The sequence below is a fragment of the Ralstonia sp. 1138 genome, from assembly GCF_040544795.1.
Classification (GTDB): domain Bacteria; phylum Pseudomonadota; class Gammaproteobacteria; order Burkholderiales; family Burkholderiaceae; genus Ralstonia; species Ralstonia flatus.
This window is the reverse complement of sequence record NZ_JBEPKQ010000001.1, coordinates 172,615-191,385: the sequence shown is the minus strand read 5'-3', so window position 1 is coordinate 191,385 and position 18,771 is coordinate 172,615. Positions and strand designations below refer to the sequence as shown.

The window sequence follows — 18,771 nt, the reverse complement described above, 5'->3', positions numbered from 1 at the left end:
CGGTTGCAGGTCAATCGTCGAAATCCCACATCCGATGCAGATCGAGTTGAAGGCGGCTGTCGGCCTCCAGCAGGTCGACGCGGGCGAGCCGCTCGGCCAGTTGCGCCTCGGCCAGACTGCGGCGCGCGGCCAATAGCTCCGTCAGGCCCGACTCACCTGCGCGATACGCACGGGTAGCCCTGTCGGAAGCGCTCTTTTGCAGCGTGGCCGCTTCCATCTGCGCTTGCGCGCTGGCCCGCTTGCCTTGCAAGTTGCCGTAGAGAACATCGAATTCGGCACCCAGCCGCCGCTCCGCACCCAGCCTGCGCCGTGCCGCCGTTTCCGCATCGGCAGCGGCCGCCACCGCCGCTGAGCGGCGATGCGCCGAACCGATCGGCATGGCAACGCTCACGCCCATGATGCGTTCGGCGCCGCCGCGTTCCACCGTAACGAACATGCCGACAGTCGGGTCGGGCCGACGGTCCAGATCGGCACGCTTGGCCATCTGCTGCGCCTGCGCCTCTTCTGCCATGGCAAGCCGGTATTCGTGACTGTCCTGGATGTACTGGACACGTAGTCGATCTGGCGGATCGTCTGGATCGCGCGGCAACGCTGCGAGTGCGGTATCGGCGCCCACCGCGGGATGGCCGAGTCCCGGAAACCGCGCTTGCAGCTCCGCCAGCGCTGTCCGCTCCGCCGCCTCGGCGGTCGCCAGCGCGGCCTGCATGCGCGCGCGGTCGGCTGCGGCCAGCTCGGCCTCCAGGCGGGAGGCATCACCCAGTTGCACCCGACGGGCCGTCAGCGTCGCCAGATCGGTGGCCGCCTTGGCATTCTCCTGCGCCGCTTGGCGTGCCTGACCTGCACGCACGGCTGCAAACCACAAGGCGAGAACCTGCCGCGATGCCTCATGGCGTGCGTCCTTGACGGCAAGCTGGCCGGCCTCGGCAGCCGCATCGGCAAGCTGCCCGTCGGCTTGCGCTTTGCTCCATAGTCGCAATGGCCGTTCCACGGCAATCTGCCCTTCGGCATGGCGCTCGGAAGGGTCGCGCACCTGTCGGCCCTGGCCAATGGCACGCACCACCGTTTCCGCCGTGCCGACGCGGATGCCCTCAGCGCGGGCCAGTACGGCATCGCGGCGGGCCTCTGCCGCCAGCACGTCGGGCGACTGCGCGACGGCCTCGCGCACGGCGCTCTCGGCGGGTAGATAGCTCGGCGAACCTTGCCATTGCGCTTGCGCCGCGGCACTCCACAGCAGCATCGCGCCCGCGCCGGCCAATACGATGCGAAACAGTTCCAACCTCATTGTGAATCTCCCTGCCCGGCGGCCGCGCGCGGCCGAGGCAACCCAAAACGTTCAAACAGCAGGGGCAGAAGAAGCAGCGTCAGCGCGGTCGAAGAGATGAGTCCGCCCGATACGACAATCGCCAGCGGCCGCTGAATTTCTGACCCCGGCCCGCTGGCCAGCAGCAGCGGAATCATCCCCAGCGCGGTGATGCAGGCCGTCATCAGGACAGGCCGCAGGCGGTCTCGCACGCCGTCGCGCACGGCTTGCGCCATGCCAATGCCAGACTCCAACAGCGTGTTGAAGTGCGACACCAGCACCACGCCGTTGAGCACCGCGATACCGAGCAATGCGATAAACCCAACGGATGCCGGCACCGACAGGTACTCGCCCGATATCCGCAGCGCCGCAATGCCGCCCACGAGCGCGAACGGAATGTTGGCGACCACGAGCACGGCCTGCCGCACCGAGCGGAACGTCAGCATCAGCAAGAGGAAGATCGCGCCCAGAGCCAGTGGAACCACCAGCGCAAGGCGCGCCGCGGCGCGTTGCTGGTTCTCGAACTGACCGCCCCACACCACGCGCAGCCCTTTCGGCAAGGTGCCAATGCCACCGACTGCTGCCTGGGCTTCCTGCACGAAACCTGCGAGGTCCCGACCATCGACATTGGCCTGGATTACTGCAAACCGGGCGCCGTCTTCGTGGTTGATGCGCACGGGGCCGTCCACACGTTCGATGCGCGCGAGGGACGTGAGCGGCCATACCTTGCCGTCGGGCGCCGTTACCAGAAGGCTGGTCAGGTTCTCGGGGGCCTGTCGCAAGCTGGCTCCACCACGCAAGATCAGCGGCGTGCGGACGATGCCCTCCGGCACCACGCCAATGCGGTCACCTTCGATCAGCGCGCGCAGTTGTGCCTGCAGGGCATCGCCGGAGAAGCCGGCCTGACCGACCGCCGCCCGGTCCAGCGACACCTTCAGGTACTGCACGCCGCTGTTGCTGGGCGCAATCACTTCCGCCGCGCCGGGAATGGTGCGGACCTTCGCAGCGATGGCCTGCGCAGCTGCATCGATGGCGGCAAGGTCGCTGCCAAACAGCTTGATGGCAACGTCGCCGCGCGTGCCGGTCAGCATCTCAGAGACACGCATCTCAATGGGCTGCGTGAAGCCGTAGATGACGCCGGGAAAGCGCCCCATCACACGCCGGATCGCTATCGCGATGTCTTCCTTGCTGCCGCGCCACTGATCCTTGGGCTTGAGCACCAGGAACGTATCGGTTTCGTTCAGGCCCATCGGGTCCAGGCCGAGATCATCCGACCCCGAACGCGCGACGATCGAGCGTATTTCCGGCACCTCCTTGAGCAACGCCTGTTGCACACGTTGATCCATGTCGAGCGACGCGGCGAGCGAAACGGACGGCGCCTTCTGCAACTGGACGATGAGATCGCCCTCATCCATCGTCGGCATGAAGGTCTTGCCGACCGACATGTACAACACCACGGCCAGCGCCAGCGCCACGCCAGCCAGACTGAACACCGTGCGGCGATGCGTTGTCGTCCATGCCTGCAGTCGCGCAAAGCCGCCCGCGACCTTGCGCATCAGCCAGGGCGGCTCGTCTGCATGCGCCAGCAAGAGCAGAGAAGCGAGCGCGGGAACCACCGTAAACGCGATCACCACGGACGAGGCCAGCGCCAGCACGATGGTCAGCGCCACCGGCCCGAAGAGCTTGCCCTCCAGGCCTTGCAATGACAGCAGCGGCAGAAACACGATGGCAATGATCGACACGCCCGACAGCATCGGTACCGCCACCGTTGCCACTGCATGGCGGATGACCGCGCCGCGCAACGCCGGATCTGTCTTGTGGTCTTGCGCACGCGCCATGGCCGTCTCGATGTTCTCGACCACGACGACGGCGGCGTCCACGAGCATGCCCAGCGCAATGGCCAAGCCACCGAGGCTCATCAGGTTGGCCGTCAGGCCCACATAGCGCATCAGCAGGAACGTCGCCAGCATCGATAGCGGCAGCGTGGCCGCCACGACCAGCGCCGCCCGCACCCCGCCCAGAAACAGGTACAAGGTGATGACCACCAGCACGCTGGCTTCAATCAACGCGCGGACCACGGTATTCGCTGCGCGGGTGACCAGCTCGCCGCGGTTGTAGAAGACGTGGGTCGACATGCCCTTTGGCAGTTGCGGGCCCAGCGCATCGAGCCGCGCCTGCACCGCCTCCACGAGCTTGCGCGCATCGCTGCCGCGCAGGCCCAGCACCAGTCCTTCAACCGCCTCGCCGTTGCCATCTTTGCTGACGGCGCCATTGCGGGTAGCCTCGCCCAGGCGCACGGTCGCAACATCGCCAACCGTGACCGCAGGCGCGGAAGACAGGCTCTGTGCCGGCACCACGACAATCGCGCGCAGATCATCCAGCCCGCGCACGCCGCCTTCTACGCGCACGACCCAATGCTCGTCTCCGCGGTCCAGCCTCCCTGCTCCATCGTTGCGATTATTGGCGTTCAGCGCCTGACGCAATTGTTCGAGCGTGACGCCGCGTGCCCGCAGTCGGGCCGGGTCGGGTGTCACCTCATAGCTGCGCACCTCGCCGCCGAGGGCGTTGACGTCAGCCACGCCCGGCACGGTGCGCAGCGCTGGCCGGATCACCCAGTCCAGCACACGGCGCCGTTCGGCCAGGGAATAGCCATCGCCCTCCACCGTGAACATAAACATCTCGCCCAGCGGCGTGGTGATAGGCGCCAAGCCGCCCACGGCCGTCGACGGCAGATCGCGCGCCAAGCCGGCCAGACGCTCCGACACCTGCTGGCGTGCCCAATAAACGTCGACACCTTCTTCAAAATCGACCGTCACATCGCTGATGCCGTATTTGGATACCGAGCGCACGATCGTCTTGTGCGGCAGGCCGAGCAGCTCCTGCTCGATGGGCGTGGAGACCCGCTGCTCCACCTCCTCTGGGGTCATGCCCGGCACCTTCAGCACGACCTTGACCTGCGTTGGCGAGATATCGGGAAACGCGTCGATTGGCAGGTTCAGATACGCCCAGACGCCGGCCACTGCCAGCACGCCAGCCGCGATCAGCACCAGCACGCGCTGGCGCAACGAAAACTCAATCAGGCGGGGCAACATCACTGCTCTCCCGCCAGCAAGCCCTTGAGCGCGCCGACACCTGCCACCGCTACGCGCGCACCGGCCGGAAGGTTGGCACGAACGACGGCGATGGCGTCGTCCGTACTGGCGACGGCGACCTCCTGGAAGCGGAAACCCTTATCGGTCGCGACAAACACGCCCGGCACGCCGCGCACATAGACCAGCGCGGCCACAGGCACGCGCAGCAGCCCGGGAGCGTTCGCGCTGGCCTGGCCCCTGAGCTTGAGCGTGACGTTGACACTCTCTCCGGCGCGCAGATCGCCACGTCGCTCCAGCGATGCGCGCACCCGCACGCCCGCTGTGCCATCACCGGAAGGCGCGACACCAATGACGGTGCCGCCCGCGCCGCGTTGCGCGATCTCCACCCGATCGCCTGCTGCCGGTACCGGTATATCGCGGCCGACGAGCAGGTCCAGCTCCAGGGCAGCCGGATCGACGATCCTGAAAAGCGGTGCCGCCGCTTCCACTCGCGCGCCCGGAACGGCGTTCACTTCGGACACGACACCACCACGGCTCGCAACCAGTTGCGCCTCACCGCCCGCGCCGGTGAATGCGATGCCTGCGGAAGCCAGCTCCGCCCTGCGGGCCTTGACCATGGCGCCGGCTTCAGCGGCCCGCGCTTGCGTTGCCTGCCAGCGGCTTGCAGCGATGATGCCGTCGTCGTAGAGGGCCTTGTCGCGCGCAAGCGACTGCTGTGCGAGCCGCGCCTGGGAATTGGCTTCGGTGAATGCGCGGCTGGTTTCGAACAGTTGCGGGCTCAGGAAACCTGCCAGCGGCTGGCCCGTGCGGACGGTTTGCCCGACCGACACCAACACCCGCGGCACCATGCCCGCGTACGGCGCTGCCACCACATATTGCGCGTCCGGCTTGAAGACGACGCGCGCATGCGTGCCCACCTCCAGCCCAGAAGCACTGTCGACCGGGCTGAAGCGCACACCAAGCGAGCGCGCCTGCTCCGCCGACAGCGGCACCGCCTGGGCACCTGCTTGGGCAGCGGCCTGCCCGAGCGGGCACACGATCAGCACGACACACGCACTGGCGGTGAAGATTCGTTTGAAAGACATGCCTGACTCCAATCCTCGGAGGCAGCGCTGCGGGCGCCGCCCCTGATTGCCGCGCGTACGCGGAGCAACCTAAAGATCAACCGTCGCTCTGCGTCTGCATGCGACGCGAGCGACAAACGCTTGCGGTGGATGGCCAGTGGAAAGCGGTGTGGCTATCGCCGCGTAGCGTTAGGCGGGCGCAATGCGGCAAAAGACAGCGCTTTTGACACATTCATCATCGCCAATGCAGACACGTAGGGCTTGTTGCAAGTCAACAAGCTGCGGAGCCACGCGCACGCCGGCCGTCAACCGGGTACGGATCAGGACTGCAGCGGAGGTGCTTGGGACGGAGGTGGCCGGTTGATGCGATCCCGCCAGCGCGCTCGAACGGGCGTTGGCCGATAGGCGGGACGCAATGCAGCGGCGCGAGCAAGCGCCGCAAGGAGGAGGAACGTCAGCGCAGAAACGCCAGCGGCCGCCGCTGCCCAAAGAAACGCAGCAAGGTCCGCCGGGCCCATGGCGGGCTCGACATCCACTTCGAACGGTTCCTGACTCGTCAATGCCCAGTCATGGAGATCGGTCGTAGCCGACGTTTCAGCGGAAGGCCGATGGGCAAACGAGATGGACGAGAAATGAGAATCAACCGCAGCAGGAAGTGCGGTGTGCACGTGCAGGCCAAATTGTTTCGGTGTTCCGAGATGGCCGTGCAGAAGCGGGCTGAGCAGCTGCATCAACACGATGGTCAACAACAGCATTGCCCGAAGCGAGAGGCTTGCAGTCGCACGTGGCATGCGCGGATTGTAACGCAATGTGCCTTCCATTTGACGATGCCGCACCACCAACGATATGCAATCAAGATCAACTGATTCCCACCGGAGACAAATCCACCGCAGCATGCGCCAAGGCATATGCCGACGAATACTCCAGCTCGCCCGAGGCCTGCGCATGAATCGTGAATAGCGGCTGCCCCACACTCACCTGATCCCGCAGCCGCACATGCATCTGCACGCCCGCGACTTGACGCATCGGTGCGCCCGCAAGCTTTGCGATGCGGGCCAGGTGGCGGTTGTCGATGTTGGTGACGATGCCATTTTGATCGGCAACCACGTCGCGGCGGAACACGGCTTCTCCGGGGATGCGCAAGCCGCCCTGCGCCTCGCAGATCGCCTCGAACTTGCGCCATGCAGCGCCGCTGTCGAGCAGGCCGGTTGCCATGTCGAGCCCCGTTCCGGCAACGGCTGCGCCGCAGAATTCCAGCAACGCGCCGGCAAGCAATAAAGACCGTTCCCGCAAGTCGAATGGCGCAGTCGGAGAGCGCTGCAGCACCGCGAGGACGTCTCTTGCTTCCAACGCAGGGCCGATTCCGCGGCCAACCGGTTGAGCGCCATCCGTGCGCACCATCAACACCTGCACGCCAAACGCCTGGGCCACGCGCTTGAGCAACATTTCCAGGCGTTCGAGGTCTTCGACACTGCGGACTTTGGCCGTTGGGCCGACGGGCACGTCGATCAACACATGGGTGGACCCGGCCGCGATCTTCTTGGAGAGAATGGACGCCACAAGCTGTGCATCGCTGTCGACATCGAGCGCCCTTTCCACGCGAATCAAGACGTCGTCCGCGGGGCTGAGGCTCAACGCGCCGCCCCACGCGAGCGATGCGCCGACCTGCCCCACGACGCTTCGCAGCTCTGCGGCACTCAGGTTGACGCGGGTGAGCGTTTCCATCATGTCTGCGGTGCCTGCCGGCGAGGTGATGGCGCGTGATGACGTTTTGGGCAGCAGCAGCCCCGCCGCCGCGCAGATGGCCACCACGATGGGGCTGGTGCGGTTGCCGGGCAATCCGCCCACGCAGTGCTTGTCTGCCACGACGGCGCGATCCCACTGCAGGCGCTCGCCCGAGTCGACCATGGCCTGTGTGAGGTCGATGGTCTCCTTGATCGTCATGCGCCCCGACGCGCAGGCGCTCAGGAAGGCGGCGATATGGACATCGGCATAACGCTCGTGCGAAATGTCCGCCACGATGTCCTGCAATTGCTTGGCATCCAGATGCGCGCCGTAGATCTTCGCCCGCAAGGCCCGCAGCGATTCAAGCGACGGCGCGTGCCTGACACAGACCTCATCCCCGGGCCGCGCCATCAACGCCTCCACCGCGCTGGCAGACAGGCTTACCTCGTGCTTTTCCAGCAGCCCTGATCCCACCAGATTCAGCGTTGCGATTGCCGATCGCTGCCCGATCTGCACTTCCACGCGGGCCTGCGCGGCAAAACCCTCTGACCGGCAAACAGCACTGTCCGGATGCATGTAGATGACGTGCTCCTGCCACGTATCAATGCCAAGCGCCTTGAACCGCAGACACCCCTGCGGCGCGAGAGGTGCGTCCAGAGACGGCACAGAAACGGTGCTCATGGCAGGTACGTCAGCCGGCAAAGCGGAAGTGCCCGCTGTGGAGCGTGATCTCTTTCGACCCCGTTTGTTCGAACAGCATGCGTGCGACTTCTTCAATGTCACCGCGGTGTACCTGGAATGCGCTGAGCAGATCGTCCGAGCGGCAGGAGCGCGCACCGAAATGATCTTCGAGCGCCTCGGCCGTGATCGCGTAGCTGGCGGAGTTGCCATCGACCGACGCGCGGCATTGCAGACGCGGCCCCGTTGCACAGTAGGTGGGCTCGTCAGGCAGGAATCGGATCTGTTTCATGATGGCCTCCAAATACGAATGCGCCCTGGTCAAACAAGCATCGGCTTGCTCGAAGGCAGCGGTAACTCAAACATGCGTGAAACGGCGTCGACCAGCGGCTCTGTCAGTGCGATCTGGTTCGAGGGATGCGGGATGGTGTCGCACGTGACGACATCTGCGCTGCCAGCGCACAGGCGGCTGTACGCGTCGGCGGCAAACACGGCGTGCACGCCAACGCAGATTGGCTGAGGCTGACCGGCACGCTGCAACAACGCTGCCGCGGCGAGCATCGTGCGGCCGGTCGAGATGATGTCGTCGACGAGGACCGGTACACACCCCGGCGGAATGGTTGGCAGTTCCGCAATCTCCACGTGCCACGCACTGTGCCGCGTCTTGGCCAACGCTGCCCATGGGGCGTTGCAGATACCGGCTACATGCTCGACCCACTGGCGGCTTTCATCGTCGGGCCCGATCAGGAACGGCGCCTGTACATGGGTCTGGATCCATGCGGCAATGGCTGGCGCCGCTTCCACGGCGACCGTCGGCATGCGATAGACATCCGACAGATGCGCGATGCGATGCAGATGCGGATCCACCGTGACGAGCCAGTCGAACGCGGGATTGAGCAAGGCCGCAAAGTGCCCGGCAGCGCGAATCTCTCCCACATTGAAGATGACGTCCTGCCGCATGTATGGCAGATACGGCGCAATCAGCCCAACGCGACGCGCCCCACCCTGGCGTGCCGCAATCGCCAGCCAGAGCAGTGGCAACAGCTTTTCGTCGGGATGATCGAGCGTGCAGACAATGGCGACTTCTGCGCCGCCCACGGGTGTGTAAAGCCGCACGTAGGACTCGCCGTCCGGAAAATGGCTCACGGCGGCATGGCCCAATTCCGCGCTCAGCGGAATGGCAAGCCGCGTGGCTGCGGCCTCGCAGCCCGGCATGGCAATCAACACACGCTGCGGGTCCAGACCAACGGCCGGGGCAGTCATGTGCCCTCCAGATCGTAAGACTGGCGATACTCCGGCATGCGGACTGGCCACTGCAGTTCATGCTCGATGCGCTGGCGCAAGGCGTCACTGGCGGCTGGTTCGCCATGCACGATGAAGGTTTGCTGTGGCGGCCGCGTAAAGCCGCGCAGCCAGGCCATCAGTTCATTGGCATCCGCATGGGCGGACAGGTTCTGGATCTGCTCCACCGAGGCCCGGATGGCAACCTCGCGTCCGTGCACGCGCAACGCCCGTTGACCGGCCAGCAGCGCTGCGCCCCGCGTGCCCGCCGCCTGGAAGCCGGACATGAGGATGGCGTTGCGCTTTCCGCCGCCAAAGCTCTTCAGGTGATGCAGCACCCGCCCGCCCGTAGCCATGCCGCTTGCGGCAAGAATGATCTTGGGCGCGCGATCGCTGCCCAGATGCCTCGACTGTTCAGGGCTCTGCACCGGGACGGCCAATGCGCAGGCCGCCTGGCAGTCGGAGGCACCGATATGCAGGTCGTCGACATGGCGCGCAAATACCTCGGTCGCAAGCTCGGCCATCGGGCTGTCGAGGTAGATCGGCACATGCGGAATCCGGCGCTCGCGGATCAGGACGTAGAGGCAATAGAGCAACGCTTGCGTACGCCCCACCGCAAAGGCTGGGATCAGCAGCGTGCCGCCCTGCCCGATGGTCCGCTGCACAACCTGCTGGAGCGCATCAAGCGGGTCGCCTTCCGGATGCACGCGATCGCCATAGGTGGATTCGACCAGCAAGGTGTCCGCCTCGGCAATGGGCTCGGGCGGCCGCATGACAGGATCGATCTGTCGCCCGAGGTCGCCGGAAAAGACGACGCGACGGCCCTCTGCGAACAACGTCGCCGTGGCCGCACCGATGATGTGCCCTGCACGGTGGAACTCCGCTTCCACGCCCTCCGCAACGGGAAAGCGTTCGCCATAGTCAACGGGGTGCAGACGCCGCAATGCCCGGGCGGCGTCCTTTTCGTCGTAGAGCGGCAAGGCCGGGTGATGACGGGAGAACCCTTCGGCATTGGCATACTGCGCATCCTCCTGTGCAAGCCGGGCGCTGTCAGGTAGCAGGATGTTGCACAGTTCGGCGGTGCCCTTCGTGCAATAGACCGGGCCATGAAAGCCATTGCGCACGAGCAGCGGCAGGTAGCCGCTGTGGTCGATATGGGCATGCGTCAGTACAACCGCGTCGATGTGGTGCGGGTTGACGGCGAGCTTGTCCCAGTTGCGCAGACGCAGCGACTTGTAGCCCTGGAAGAGCCCGCAGTCGACCATGACCCGGCGCCCGCCGGTCTCAAGCACGTACTTGGAGCCCGTCACCGTGTCGGTCGCGCCGAGAAATTGCAGCCGCATGCCGTCGCCCCTGACACTCAGCGAATGGTCACGCGCTGTTGCGGTGACGCTTCCTTCTTGGGCAGCGTCACGCGCAGCAGTCCGTTCTCGTATGTCGCATCGACCTTACTTTCGTCGACGGCCGCATCGAGCGTGAACATGCGTTGCATGGCGCCGCTATAGCGCTCGCTGCGGATGACGCGTTCGCCCTCCTTCTCTTCGGAGTTGCGTTCCACCTTGGCCGAAATCATGACCGTGCCGCGATCGACCGTCACATCAATGTCTTCCTTCTTCGCGCCCGGGATTTCCGCGACCACGTTGTATGCCTTGTCCGATTCCGTCACGTCCACCTTGAACGGCAACGCCCCCTCCATCCCGCCGCGAAACGAGCGCAGAAGCCCTTGGAAGATGTCGCCGACCGGCTCAATGGCGAACGGGTCATAACGCTTGAGTTGACTCATGACTGCCTCCTAGTGAGTGGTCCCCGGAATCTCCGGGTGAGCACATTCATCGTGGCACGGCGGTGCCGGCGCGCCTTGCGGCAGATCAACGGGGGCGCACGGCAGGCGTCGGACTGGGCGTCGCGCGGCTCGTATCAAGCACATCGCTTCCGAGGTGCCGCCCCCGGTGTCAGGCTTTCCTGACATGGGAACCCGCCGCTCCGACAGCATTCTCAGCGCAGCCTGCATGACGCCGCCGAGTGTCGCTCCAATACTAGTGACACGCCAACGAGCAACGCGGCGCCTTGTCGAATCGCCCCCGAAACACGACAACGCCCAGCCAAGACGACGGAGCGCATCATGAGCCAAAACATCGAATGCATCGCCCAGTGGGATGAGCCGCACGATCTCGCCGCTTTCGATACTGTGCTTCCGGTAGGCGCGCACCTTGTAGCGGGCCGCGATGGATACCGACACCACGGCATCTATGTCGGCAATGGGCAGGTCATTCACTACGCCGGCTTCTCTCGACGTCAGCGCCGTGGCCCGGTGGAGCGCATCTCCATTGGCTGCTTTGCATGCGGCTTTGCGGTAACCATCCAGTGCGACGCCAGCCCCTGCTACGACGGTGAAGAGGTCGCTCGCCGTGCCGGGTCGCGCCTTGGGGAGCGCAACTACCGGCTGCTCACCAACAACTGCGAGCACTTCTGTTCGTGGTGCCTGTTCGGCGAGTGCCGCAGCGCACAGGTGCAGGCCTGCCTGAAAAGCCCCGTCCGGGCTGCGCGCATGCTGTTCAAGCTGATGCTGCTGGCGCTGTCCGCCGAATGGCGCACTGCCCAGCAGCCGACCCAGGCCGCATGACGGCGAATCGCACCATGCCCCAATACGAAACCACGTTGCGCGAGCTGGTGACCAAGTGGTTTGGCCTGCGCGACGCACCGAATCTGCGCATCTCGCGCCTGCATTGCCCCGGCGTCGACTGCGGCTGCGTACAGGCCGAGCTGACAACATCGGCCCGCCCGCTTGTCATCATCTTCTTCCGTCACCGCGCGGGGTGCTGGAGGCTGTTTCCGCCATCGCAGGCACGCCGCTGAGCGTGCAACGACGCCCTGCGCAGGGGTTGATCCGCATCAACCGTCTTTCCGGCCCAGGCACGAACATCAAGGTTCGATCAGGACGCCAGATGACGCACGACCATGCGAAGGTGAAATCGTGAAAGAGAGCATGAAGCCGCAGCAGCAGAGATTTTCACTCTGGTACGCCGTCATCGTCGCGTTGAGCATGCTGGCGTTCCAGGCGCTGTTCATGTCCGAGCAGACGGACACCCTCCCCTACAGCGACTTCAAGGCCCTGCTGCACGCCGGCAAGATCAAGGACGTCGCCATTGGCGAGCAGGACATCACCGGAACCTTTTCGACGGAGGGTGTCGAGGCGTTGCTGACGCAGCAGCAGATCGATCTCATCCGCCGCACGGGCAAGGGCGACCATCCGTTCCAGACGCTTCGTGTGAATGACCCGGCCCTTGTTCAGGAGCTGGAGGCAGCCAAGGTGCGATTCGTTGGTCGGCCTGACAACAAATGGCTGAGCACGCTGCTCTCGTGGGTTGTGCCTGCGCTCCTGTTCTTTGCTGTTTGGAATTTCCTGATCCGGCGCATGGGCGGAGCTGCAGCCGGTGGCCTGATGGAAATCGGCAAGAGCAAGGCGAAGGTCTACATGCAAAAGGAAACGGGCGTGACCTTTGCCGACGTTGCCGGCATCGACGAAGCCAAAGACGAGCTGTCGGAAATCGTGAGTTTTCTGAAGGAACCGCTGCGGTATCAGCTCCTGGGTGGCAAGATTCCCAAAGGCGTGTTGCTTGTGGGCGCGCCCGGCACCGGCAAGACCCTCCTTGCCAAGGCAGTTGCCGGTGAAGCGGCTGTGCCCTTCTTCAGCATGAGCGGGTCGGAATTTGTCGAGATGTTCGTCGGCGTTGGCGCGGCGCGGGTGCGCGATCTGTTCAGTCAGGCCGAAGCCATGGCGCCCTGCATCATCTTCATCGACGAGCTTGACGCCCTGGGCAAGACGCGCGCGTTCAACGTCGTTGGCGGCAATGAGGAACGCGAGCAGACGCTGAACCAGCTTCTGGTCGAGATGGACGGCTTTGACAGCAACAAGGGCGTCATCATCATGGCCGCCACGAACCGGCCCGAAATACTCGACCCTGCCCTGCTTCGTCCTGGCCGGTTTGACCGCCATATCGCCCTGGATCGCCCGGACCTCAAAGGGCGCGAGCAGATCCTGAAGGTCCACGCCAAAAACGTCACGCTGGGGGCCGATGTGGACCTGGGCAAAATCGCCGCCCGGACGCCGGGCTTTGCGGGGGCCGACTTGGCCAACCTCATCAATGAGGCAGCGCTTCTTGCGGCGCGCGAAGGTAAAGCTGCCGTGGAGACCGTTGACTTTGACCAGGCGCTGGACCGCATCGTGGGCGGCCTGGAGAAGAAGAACCGCGTGATGAACGCCACGGAAAAAGAGACGATCGCCTACCACGAAGCCGGGCATGCCATCGTGGCCGAGCATCGACCGCTGGCCGACCGTGTTTCGAAGGTATCGATCATTCCACGAGGTATAGCCGCCTTGGGCTATACACAGCAGACCCCGACCGAGGACCGCTATCTCCTAAAACGAAGTGAGTTGCTCGACCGCCTTGACGTACTGCTGGGCGGCTACGTTGCCGAGCAGATCGTCTATCACGACGTATCGACCGGAGCGCAAAACGACTTGCAACGCGCAACCGACATGGCGCGGCAGATGGTGACCCAGTTTGGGATGAGCGAGCGGCTCGGTCTGGCGACTTATGAGCAGACGCCCAACCCGCTCCTGGCTGGAACGGGCTTGATGCAGCGCGAGCGCAAGGAATATAGCGAAGACACAGCGCAGTTGATCGATGCGGAAGTCCGCAAGGTGTTGTCCGATGCCAGCGCGCGCGTGACGGCCACGCTGCAAGGCCAGCGCTCCAAATTGGAAGCGCTGTCGCGCATGCTGCTGGAAAAAGAGGTGGTTGACCGCCACGACCTCGACAGTGTCCTGTCCGGAAACGTAACGCCAATGCCGCCTCCGAAGCCGGACGTGGGCGCCGCCAGCGCTTCGGCGACGCCGCGCGCGCAAGACGCGCATTAGCTGCCTGGGTCAATGACACACGCGACGCAATCCGCGAGCGTCGCCCGAACTCAGATCTGCCAACTGCACTCGAAGGACGCCTTTCTCGGGTGATCGGCTCCGCCTCAAGTCAGCTGTATCAGCAACACAACATGTCGATGGCCACGCCCATCGGTTTGATCCGGGTCAAGGTGCCGGGAATCGTGCGGTCAAGAATGAACGCATCAACGCCAACACCATCATTCAGACCAACGGGGCCTAATCATGAGCGTGCCAATCGATATCTCGTTCCAGGGTATTCCCCACTCCAGGGCGGTCGAAGAGGCGGTTGTTCACCGTGCAGACCGCTTGAAGCGTATTCGCGGCGATCTGCTGCGCTGCCGCGTCAGCCTGGCCGTGGGTGCCAAGCATCAGCGCCAGGGGAAACCTTTCGACGTCCACGTCCACGTGTTCACGCCACATCAGACACATGTCTCGAGCAGTACCTCGCACGAGGACCCATACGTCGCGCTTCACGAAGCGTTCACGCATGTAGAACGCATGCTTGCGGAAGCCAAGGGCAAAAGCTCGTCTGAGTCTTGAGACGTCGTGGACTTGCACACATGCGCCATCGCGTGTGCGTGCCGGCATTGACGTCCGCGCTGGCGCCGTAACGTTGGCGCCTTCGCATAGGCCGTTCTGCCAGCCTTGGAGTCGATGCGTTGTGTTGTCATGACAGCCTCATCGCGGCGTCGAACGTGTGCCAGCGCGTGGACAATCGCGCTGGCACAGCAGCCATTCTTCCGCGCCGGGTTCGGTACGCAACCGCACGACCGTATCGACCGGTGACGCGCCTGCGCGAACGGTCTGGGTCTGCATCGCACCGCGATACGCAGCGGTAATCTGATAGCGCCCGTGCGGCAGGCGCATATACAGCAGAGGCCCCTCGGTGCGTACGCGCAAACGAAGCTTGCCCCGATGATCCGCCACCGAAACATCCACATCCGACAGCGCTTCGCCGGTCCTTGCCGACACCACGTTCAATCGCACGTTGAAACGACGCGCCATCGCGTGCATGGCGGCGCGCTCGTCGCTTCCAACGCCGCCCGACACATAGGCGATCTCGTTCTGGAAACGCACCTCCGGGGCCACCGCCGCATCCGGCCCGGCTGCACCAGCGTGCGTGCTGGCGGTCAACGCCAACGCCAACGCGGCGAGAAGGCTGCCTGATACAAGACAGTTTGCGTGGCGCATGTCATACCTCACTGCTCGGCGGTCGGGTGGCCGACCGTCTGTGCCAGCACCGGCACCTCGTCTTCATTGAGCGACAAGGCCTCTGCCAGAAGACGCTGGTTCAGCCAGCCACGCACCACGCAGCCCAGCCTCGTCGCGGCACAGTAGAGCGACACGTTCTGCGAGATCGCACCGGCCGCTACGCCCGAAAAGGTTCCGCGCACGGCCTCGGGCATCTGGTCCGCACGCGCATGGTTCACCACGTACACCAGATCCAGCGGCGCCCTGCCGACAAAATCCTGATAGCCCGTCAAGTTACGCGCGTCCACGGCGCGCTTGAGCCGCAAGCGATGCGCCACAGGCTCGTATTGGTAAACGCCTTCAGGCAGCGCGACGTAGAGGTCGATCTCGTTCAGGCCATGCGCAGAAGGTGCGGTGCGCCCGCCTGTTTCCGGCCGGTTGATGCCGTTCGCTGCCCATAGCAGTTCGCTCAATTGCTGCAGCGACAGCGGCGTGGGTGCGAACTCCCGCACGCTTTGCCGCTTGCTCAGCGCTGCCGCCAACGTGCTGCCGCTATCCAAGAGCGGCGGCGCCAGCGAAATGGTTGCCGGCGCTGCGTGGGACGTTGGCTGTGGCAGCAGACCCTTCACCGGGTCATAAGACAGGAGCATCGCTTCGCTCATGGCATCCACCTCATCAAACTGAAAATGCATCGAACATCTGCCGCCCCTACGCAGCGATGATCACCTTGAGTGCTTGGGTCTTCGCGGCGTTGCGGAAGGTGTCGTAGGCGGCAAGAATGTCATCGAGCTTGAAGCGATGCGTAATCAGTTGCCCCGGAAGTAGCTTCCCCGCCCGTACCGTTTTGAGGAGCATCGGTGTGCTGACGGTATCCACCAGCCTCGTGGTGATGGCGATGTTCTGGCTCCACAGCGTTTCCAGATGCAGGTCAGCCTTCACGCCATGCACGCCGATGTTCGCAATCACGCCGCCCGGCGCAACCAGTTGCTGGCAGAGTTCGAACGTCGCGGGCACGCCCACCGCCTCGATTGCGCAGTCGACACCCACCTCGTCCGTCAACCGCTTCACAGCGGCAATGGCGTCTTCACTGGAGACGTCGATGCAGGCCGTCGCGCCCAGCTGGTTCGCCACTTCCAGCCGCGCCGCATTCGTGTCGATCATGATGATCTGCGCCGGCGAGTAGAACTGCGCGGTGAGCAACGAGGCCAGCCCGATGGGGCCTGCGCCCACAATCGCCACGCTGTTGCCCGGCTGCACGCGGCCATTCAGCACGCCGCATTCGAATCCGGTCGGGAAGATGTCCGACAGCATGACAAGCGCCTCTTCATCGACGCCCGGCGGCAGCTTGTACAGGCTGGTCTCCGCATGCGGAATCCGGACGTACTCGGCCTGCACGCCGTCGATGCGGTGCCCCAGGATCCAGCCGCCGGTCTCGCAATGCGAGTACATGCCGCGCCGGCAGTTTGCACATTTGCCGCACGATGAAATGCACGAGATCAGCACGTGGTCACCCGGCTGGAGCGATGTCACGGCCGCGCCAACCGACTCCACCACGCCTACGCCTTCGTGGCCCAAGGTGCGCCCAGACTCACAGGTCGGCACATCGCCCTTGATGATGTGCAGATCGGTACCGCAGATGGTCGTCAGCGTAACGCGCACCACTGCGTCGCCGGGCGCCTGTAACTCCGGTTTTGGCTTGTCAGCCAGCGTGATCTTGCCGGGCCCTTCGTAGACGAGCGCTTTCATGGGAGTCCCCAAGGAAGACGATGACTCCATGCTAGGCAACCGCCCTGCGCGGACGTTGATCTACGTCAGGGCGCATGGCAGCAACCGCGCGATATTGATCTTCATTGCCCGGAGATGAAACCCGCGTATGGCCGAACAAGCCACCATCCTTGCAAGCACGCAGGCAGAAGAAGCGGTTGTCAGCCGCATGCTTGACGCCGCGGCGTATCCGCATCCCGCTGCGGATCTGCAGATGATCGAAACCCATCTGTCATGGGTCTTTTTGGCCGGGGAGTTTGCGTACAAGGTGCGCAAGCCGGTCAAGCTCGATTTCGTCGATTTTTCGACGCTCAGCGCGCGACGAATCGATTGCGAGGAAGAGTGCCGTCTAAACCGTCGCCTCGCCCCGTCGCTGTACGTGGGTGTGGTACCGATTTCGCATGATCCGGTCACGGGCGCCATCCACGTCAACGGACAAGGGGTGCCTGATGAGTACGCCGTCTGCATGCGGCGGTTCGCCCAGCAAGACGTACTCAATGTGGTGGCGCGCGACGGGCGGCTCCGCCCGGGAGAAGTCGATGCGCTCGCCGACTTGGTCGCAGATTTCCACGCCACCGCGCCGGTCGCCGGTGCGGGTTCAGACGATGGAACGCCCTCAGCCATTCGCCGCACGCTAGAGGATTGCGCAGCTGGGGTTATTGCCTTAAGCACGGAACCAGCGCTGGCGAAAGCCGCGATATCGCAGCTTTGCCGAGAGGCAAATCGCCTGGAAGCGACGTTCGCCTCACGCCGACGTAGCCGGCACATCCGCGAATGCCACGGCGATCTGCACCTGGGCAACATCGTGCTGATCAACGGGCAGCCGACGCCGTTCGACTGTCTCGAATTCTCCCCTTCGCTGCGGTGGGTCGACACCATGTACGACACCGCATTTCTGTTCATGGATTTGCTCGCCGCAGGTCTGGATGGGCAGGCGTATCGACTCATCAACCGCTACCTTGAACGATGCGGCGACTATGGCGGGTTGGCGGTACTGCCCTTCTACGCATCGATGCGCGCACTCGTGCGGGCTCGAGTACTGCTCGAACGCGCTCATCAGTTGGACGGCGCCCCGGATCTGGCCGCCGAGCCCCGGGCCGAGGCACGTCGCATGCTTGATCTGTCTCGCCAACTGCTCAGCCGAAACGAGGCCTGCATTCTTCTCATGCATGGCCTTTCAGGCAGCGGAAAATCAACTCGGGCCGCGCAGCTTGTCGAAACAGAAGGGATGATCCGCGTGCGCTCCGACGTCGAACGTCAACGCAGCCGACATGTCGCCGCTGCCGATCGCTACCTGCCGCGTGCGGTCGAGCGTACTTATCGGCGTCTGGCGGCCATCTGCAAACTCGGTGCATGCGCGGGTTTCCCGATGATTGCGGATGCCACGTTCCTGGCGGAGCAGCAGCGCAGACGCTTTTTTTCGCTGGGCCGGCGCTTGGGCGTTGCCGTGGCCATCGCCGACTGCGTGGCCGGTTTCGACACGCTGCGCGCGCGCATCCGCAATCGCATGCGCGAAGGGCGCGACGCATCCGAGGCAGACCTGCACGTGCTGGACACACAGATCGCCACACAAGAGCCCCTCAACGTGGAGGAGCGCACACATGTCATCCCCGACGACATCTGCAAAGTGGTGCAGACCATCCGAGGTAGCCAGTAACGCTGTTTCGGAGCCGCTGGCTCAGGCAATCAAGTGCCTTGAAACGAAGCGTGCCAGCGAAGGTGTTTCAGCGGCGG

General features: G+C 64.4%; 17 protein-coding genes. 5 read left to right on the top strand and 12 right to left on the bottom strand.

What is annotated here, in order from left to right; translation table 11 throughout:
• Window positions 1-10 precede the first annotated feature (10 nt).
• From ABIC76_RS00840 to ABIC76_RS00800, 9 genes are all read right to left on the bottom strand, one after another.
• Complete coding sequence (locus tag ABIC76_RS00840; RefSeq protein ID WP_354532651.1) at window positions 11-1,282, bottom strand: TolC family protein; 1,272 nt, start codon at window positions 1,280-1,282, stop codon at window positions 11-13.
• The gene (locus ABIC76_RS00835) at window positions 1,279-4,392 is read right to left on the bottom strand and encodes an efflux RND transporter permease subunit (protein WP_354532650.1); all 3,114 of its coding nucleotides are present in this window, start codon (window positions 4,390-4,392) and stop codon (window positions 1,279-1,281) included. Before ABIC76_RS00835 ends, ABIC76_RS00840 begins: the two co-directional genes overlap by 4 nt.
• Window positions 4,392-5,477 (bottom strand): efflux RND transporter periplasmic adaptor subunit, encoded by a 1,086-nt coding sequence (locus ABIC76_RS00830; RefSeq protein ID WP_354532649.1) that lies wholly within the window; start codon window positions 5,475-5,477, stop codon window positions 4,392-4,394. Before ABIC76_RS00830 ends, ABIC76_RS00835 begins: the two co-directional genes overlap by 1 nt.
• A gap of 299 nt (window positions 5,478-5,776) precedes the next feature.
• Window positions 5,777-6,277: a hypothetical protein gene (locus tag ABIC76_RS00825; protein ID WP_354532648.1), complete on the bottom strand. Its 501-nt coding sequence runs from the start codon at window positions 6,275-6,277 to the stop codon at window positions 5,777-5,779.
• 37 nt (window positions 6,278-6,314) lie between these two features.
• Window positions 6,315-7,862 carry a thymidine phosphorylase family protein gene (locus ABIC76_RS00820; RefSeq protein WP_354532647.1) on the bottom strand — a complete coding sequence of 516 codons (1,548 nt, stop codon included), beginning with the start codon at window positions 7,860-7,862 and terminating at the stop codon, window positions 6,315-6,317.
• Between the two features lie 10 nt (window positions 7,863-7,872).
• Window positions 7,873-8,151, bottom strand: a complete 279-nt coding sequence (locus ABIC76_RS00815) for a DUF1488 family protein (RefSeq protein ID WP_354532646.1) — start codon at window positions 8,149-8,151, stop codon at window positions 7,873-7,875.
• A 29-nt stretch (window positions 8,152-8,180) separates the two neighbouring features.
• Window positions 8,181-9,122: a ribose-phosphate pyrophosphokinase gene (locus tag ABIC76_RS00810; protein ID WP_354532645.1), complete on the bottom strand. Its 942-nt coding sequence runs from the start codon at window positions 9,120-9,122 to the stop codon at window positions 8,181-8,183.
• Window positions 9,119-10,483, bottom strand: coding sequence for an MBL fold metallo-hydrolase RNA specificity domain-containing protein (locus ABIC76_RS00805; protein WP_354532644.1), 1,365 nt, complete (start codon window positions 10,481-10,483; stop codon window positions 9,119-9,121). The genes ABIC76_RS00810 and ABIC76_RS00805 overlap by 4 nt, the downstream gene beginning before the upstream one ends.
• 17 nt (window positions 10,484-10,500) lie before the next feature.
• The gene (locus ABIC76_RS00800; protein WP_102067646.1) at window positions 10,501-10,923 is read right to left on the bottom strand and encodes an Hsp20/alpha crystallin family protein; all 423 of its coding nucleotides are present in this window, start codon (window positions 10,921-10,923) and stop codon (window positions 10,501-10,503) included.
• Between the two features lie 339 nt (window positions 10,924-11,262).
• Between ABIC76_RS00800 and ABIC76_RS00795 the strand changes: the two genes are divergently transcribed.
• From ABIC76_RS00795 to ABIC76_RS00780, 4 genes are all read left to right on the top strand, one after another.
• Window positions 11,263-11,763 carry a lecithin retinol acyltransferase family protein gene (locus ABIC76_RS00795; RefSeq protein WP_354532643.1) on the top strand — a complete coding sequence of 167 codons (501 nt, stop codon included), beginning with the start codon at window positions 11,263-11,265 and terminating at the stop codon, window positions 11,761-11,763.
• A gap of 14 nt (window positions 11,764-11,777) precedes the next feature.
• A complete protein-coding gene (locus ABIC76_RS00790) occupies window positions 11,778-11,996 on the top strand; it encodes a hypothetical protein (protein ID WP_354532642.1) in 219 nt (72 codons plus the stop codon).
• A 130-nt stretch (window positions 11,997-12,126) separates the two neighbouring features.
• Window positions 12,127-14,061, top strand: coding sequence for an ATP-dependent zinc metalloprotease FtsH (gene ftsH / locus ABIC76_RS00785; RefSeq protein ID WP_354532641.1), 1,935 nt, complete (start codon window positions 12,127-12,129; stop codon window positions 14,059-14,061).
• Between the two features lie 243 nt (window positions 14,062-14,304).
• Window positions 14,305-14,622 carry an HPF/RaiA family ribosome-associated protein gene (locus tag ABIC76_RS00780; RefSeq protein ID WP_354532640.1) on the top strand — a complete coding sequence of 106 codons (318 nt, stop codon included), beginning with the start codon at window positions 14,305-14,307 and terminating at the stop codon, window positions 14,620-14,622.
• A 138-nt stretch (window positions 14,623-14,760) separates the two neighbouring features.
• On the opposite strand, the gene ABIC76_RS00775 is transcribed toward ABIC76_RS00780, so the two are convergent.
• The 3 genes from ABIC76_RS00775 to ABIC76_RS00765 are packed head-to-tail and all read right to left on the bottom strand — an operon-like array spanning window position 14,761 to window position 17,019.
• Window positions 14,761-15,273, bottom strand: coding sequence for a hypothetical protein (locus ABIC76_RS00775; protein WP_354532639.1), 513 nt, complete (start codon window positions 15,271-15,273; stop codon window positions 14,761-14,763).
• An 8-nt stretch (window positions 15,274-15,281) separates the two neighbouring features.
• On the bottom strand, window positions 15,282-15,935 hold the full coding sequence (locus tag ABIC76_RS00770) for a SagB/ThcOx family dehydrogenase (RefSeq protein ID WP_354532638.1): 654 nt from the start codon (window positions 15,933-15,935) through the stop codon (window positions 15,282-15,284).
• 46 nt (window positions 15,936-15,981) lie between these two features.
• On the bottom strand, window positions 15,982-17,019 hold the full coding sequence (locus ABIC76_RS00765; protein WP_354532637.1) for a zinc-dependent alcohol dehydrogenase family protein: 1,038 nt from the start codon (window positions 17,017-17,019) through the stop codon (window positions 15,982-15,984).
• A 127-nt stretch (window positions 17,020-17,146) separates the two neighbouring features.
• Here ABIC76_RS00765 and ABIC76_RS00760 point away from each other — a divergent pair, with 127 nt between their 5' ends.
• Complete coding sequence (locus tag ABIC76_RS00760; protein WP_354532636.1) at window positions 17,147-18,694, top strand: bifunctional aminoglycoside phosphotransferase/ATP-binding protein; 1,548 nt, start codon at window positions 17,147-17,149, stop codon at window positions 18,692-18,694.
• The last annotated feature ends 77 nt before the right edge of the window (window positions 18,695-18,771 follow it).

Bases quoted from the DNA above. Each gene is read 5' to 3' on its own strand.
- ABIC76_RS00815 (WP_354532646.1), bottom strand. From the start codon at position 8,151: ATGAAACAGATCCGATTCCTGCCTGACGAGCCCACCTACTGTGCAACG.
- ABIC76_RS00795 (WP_354532643.1), top strand. From the start codon at position 11,263: ATGAGCCAAAACATCGAATGCATCGCCCAGTGGGATGAGCCGCACGAT.
- ABIC76_RS00800 (WP_102067646.1), bottom strand. From the start codon at position 10,923: ATGAGTCAACTCAAGCGTTATGACCCGTTCGCCATTGAGCCGGTCGGC.
- ABIC76_RS00760 (WP_354532636.1), top strand. From the start codon at position 17,147: ATGGCCGAACAAGCCACCATCCTTGCAAGCACGCAGGCAGAAGAAGCG.
- ABIC76_RS00765 (WP_354532637.1), bottom strand. From the start codon at position 17,019: ATGAAAGCGCTCGTCTACGAAGGGCCCGGCAAGATCACGCTGGCTGAC.
- ABIC76_RS00830 (WP_354532649.1), bottom strand. From the start codon at position 5,477: ATGTCTTTCAAACGAATCTTCACCGCCAGTGCGTGTGTCGTGCTGATC.
- ABIC76_RS00825 (WP_354532648.1), bottom strand. From the start codon at position 6,277: ATGGAAGGCACATTGCGTTACAATCCGCGCATGCCACGTGCGACTGCA.
- ABIC76_RS00775 (WP_354532639.1), bottom strand. From the start codon at position 15,273: ATGCGCCACGCAAACTGTCTTGTATCAGGCAGCCTTCTCGCCGCGTTG.
- ABIC76_RS00805 (WP_354532644.1), bottom strand. From the start codon at position 10,483: ATGCGGCTGCAATTTCTCGGCGCGACCGACACGGTGACGGGCTCCAAG.
- ABIC76_RS00780 (WP_354532640.1), top strand. From the start codon at position 14,305: ATGAGCGTGCCAATCGATATCTCGTTCCAGGGTATTCCCCACTCCAGG.
- ABIC76_RS00840 (WP_354532651.1), bottom strand. From the start codon at position 1,282: ATGAGGTTGGAACTGTTTCGCATCGTATTGGCCGGCGCGGGCGCGATG.
- ABIC76_RS00810 (WP_354532645.1), bottom strand. From the start codon at position 9,122: ATGACTGCCCCGGCCGTTGGTCTGGACCCGCAGCGTGTGTTGATTGCC.
- ABIC76_RS00770 (WP_354532638.1), bottom strand. From the start codon at position 15,935: ATGAGCGAAGCGATGCTCCTGTCTTATGACCCGGTGAAGGGTCTGCTG.
- ABIC76_RS00820 (WP_354532647.1), bottom strand. From the start codon at position 7,862: ATGAGCACCGTTTCTGTGCCGTCTCTGGACGCACCTCTCGCGCCGCAG.
- ABIC76_RS00835 (WP_354532650.1), bottom strand. From the start codon at position 4,392: ATGTTGCCCCGCCTGATTGAGTTTTCGTTGCGCCAGCGCGTGCTGGTG.
- ABIC76_RS00790 (WP_354532642.1), top strand. From the start codon at position 11,778: ATGCCCCAATACGAAACCACGTTGCGCGAGCTGGTGACCAAGTGGTTT.
- ftsH (WP_354532641.1), top strand. From the start codon at position 12,127: ATGAAGCCGCAGCAGCAGAGATTTTCACTCTGGTACGCCGTCATCGTC.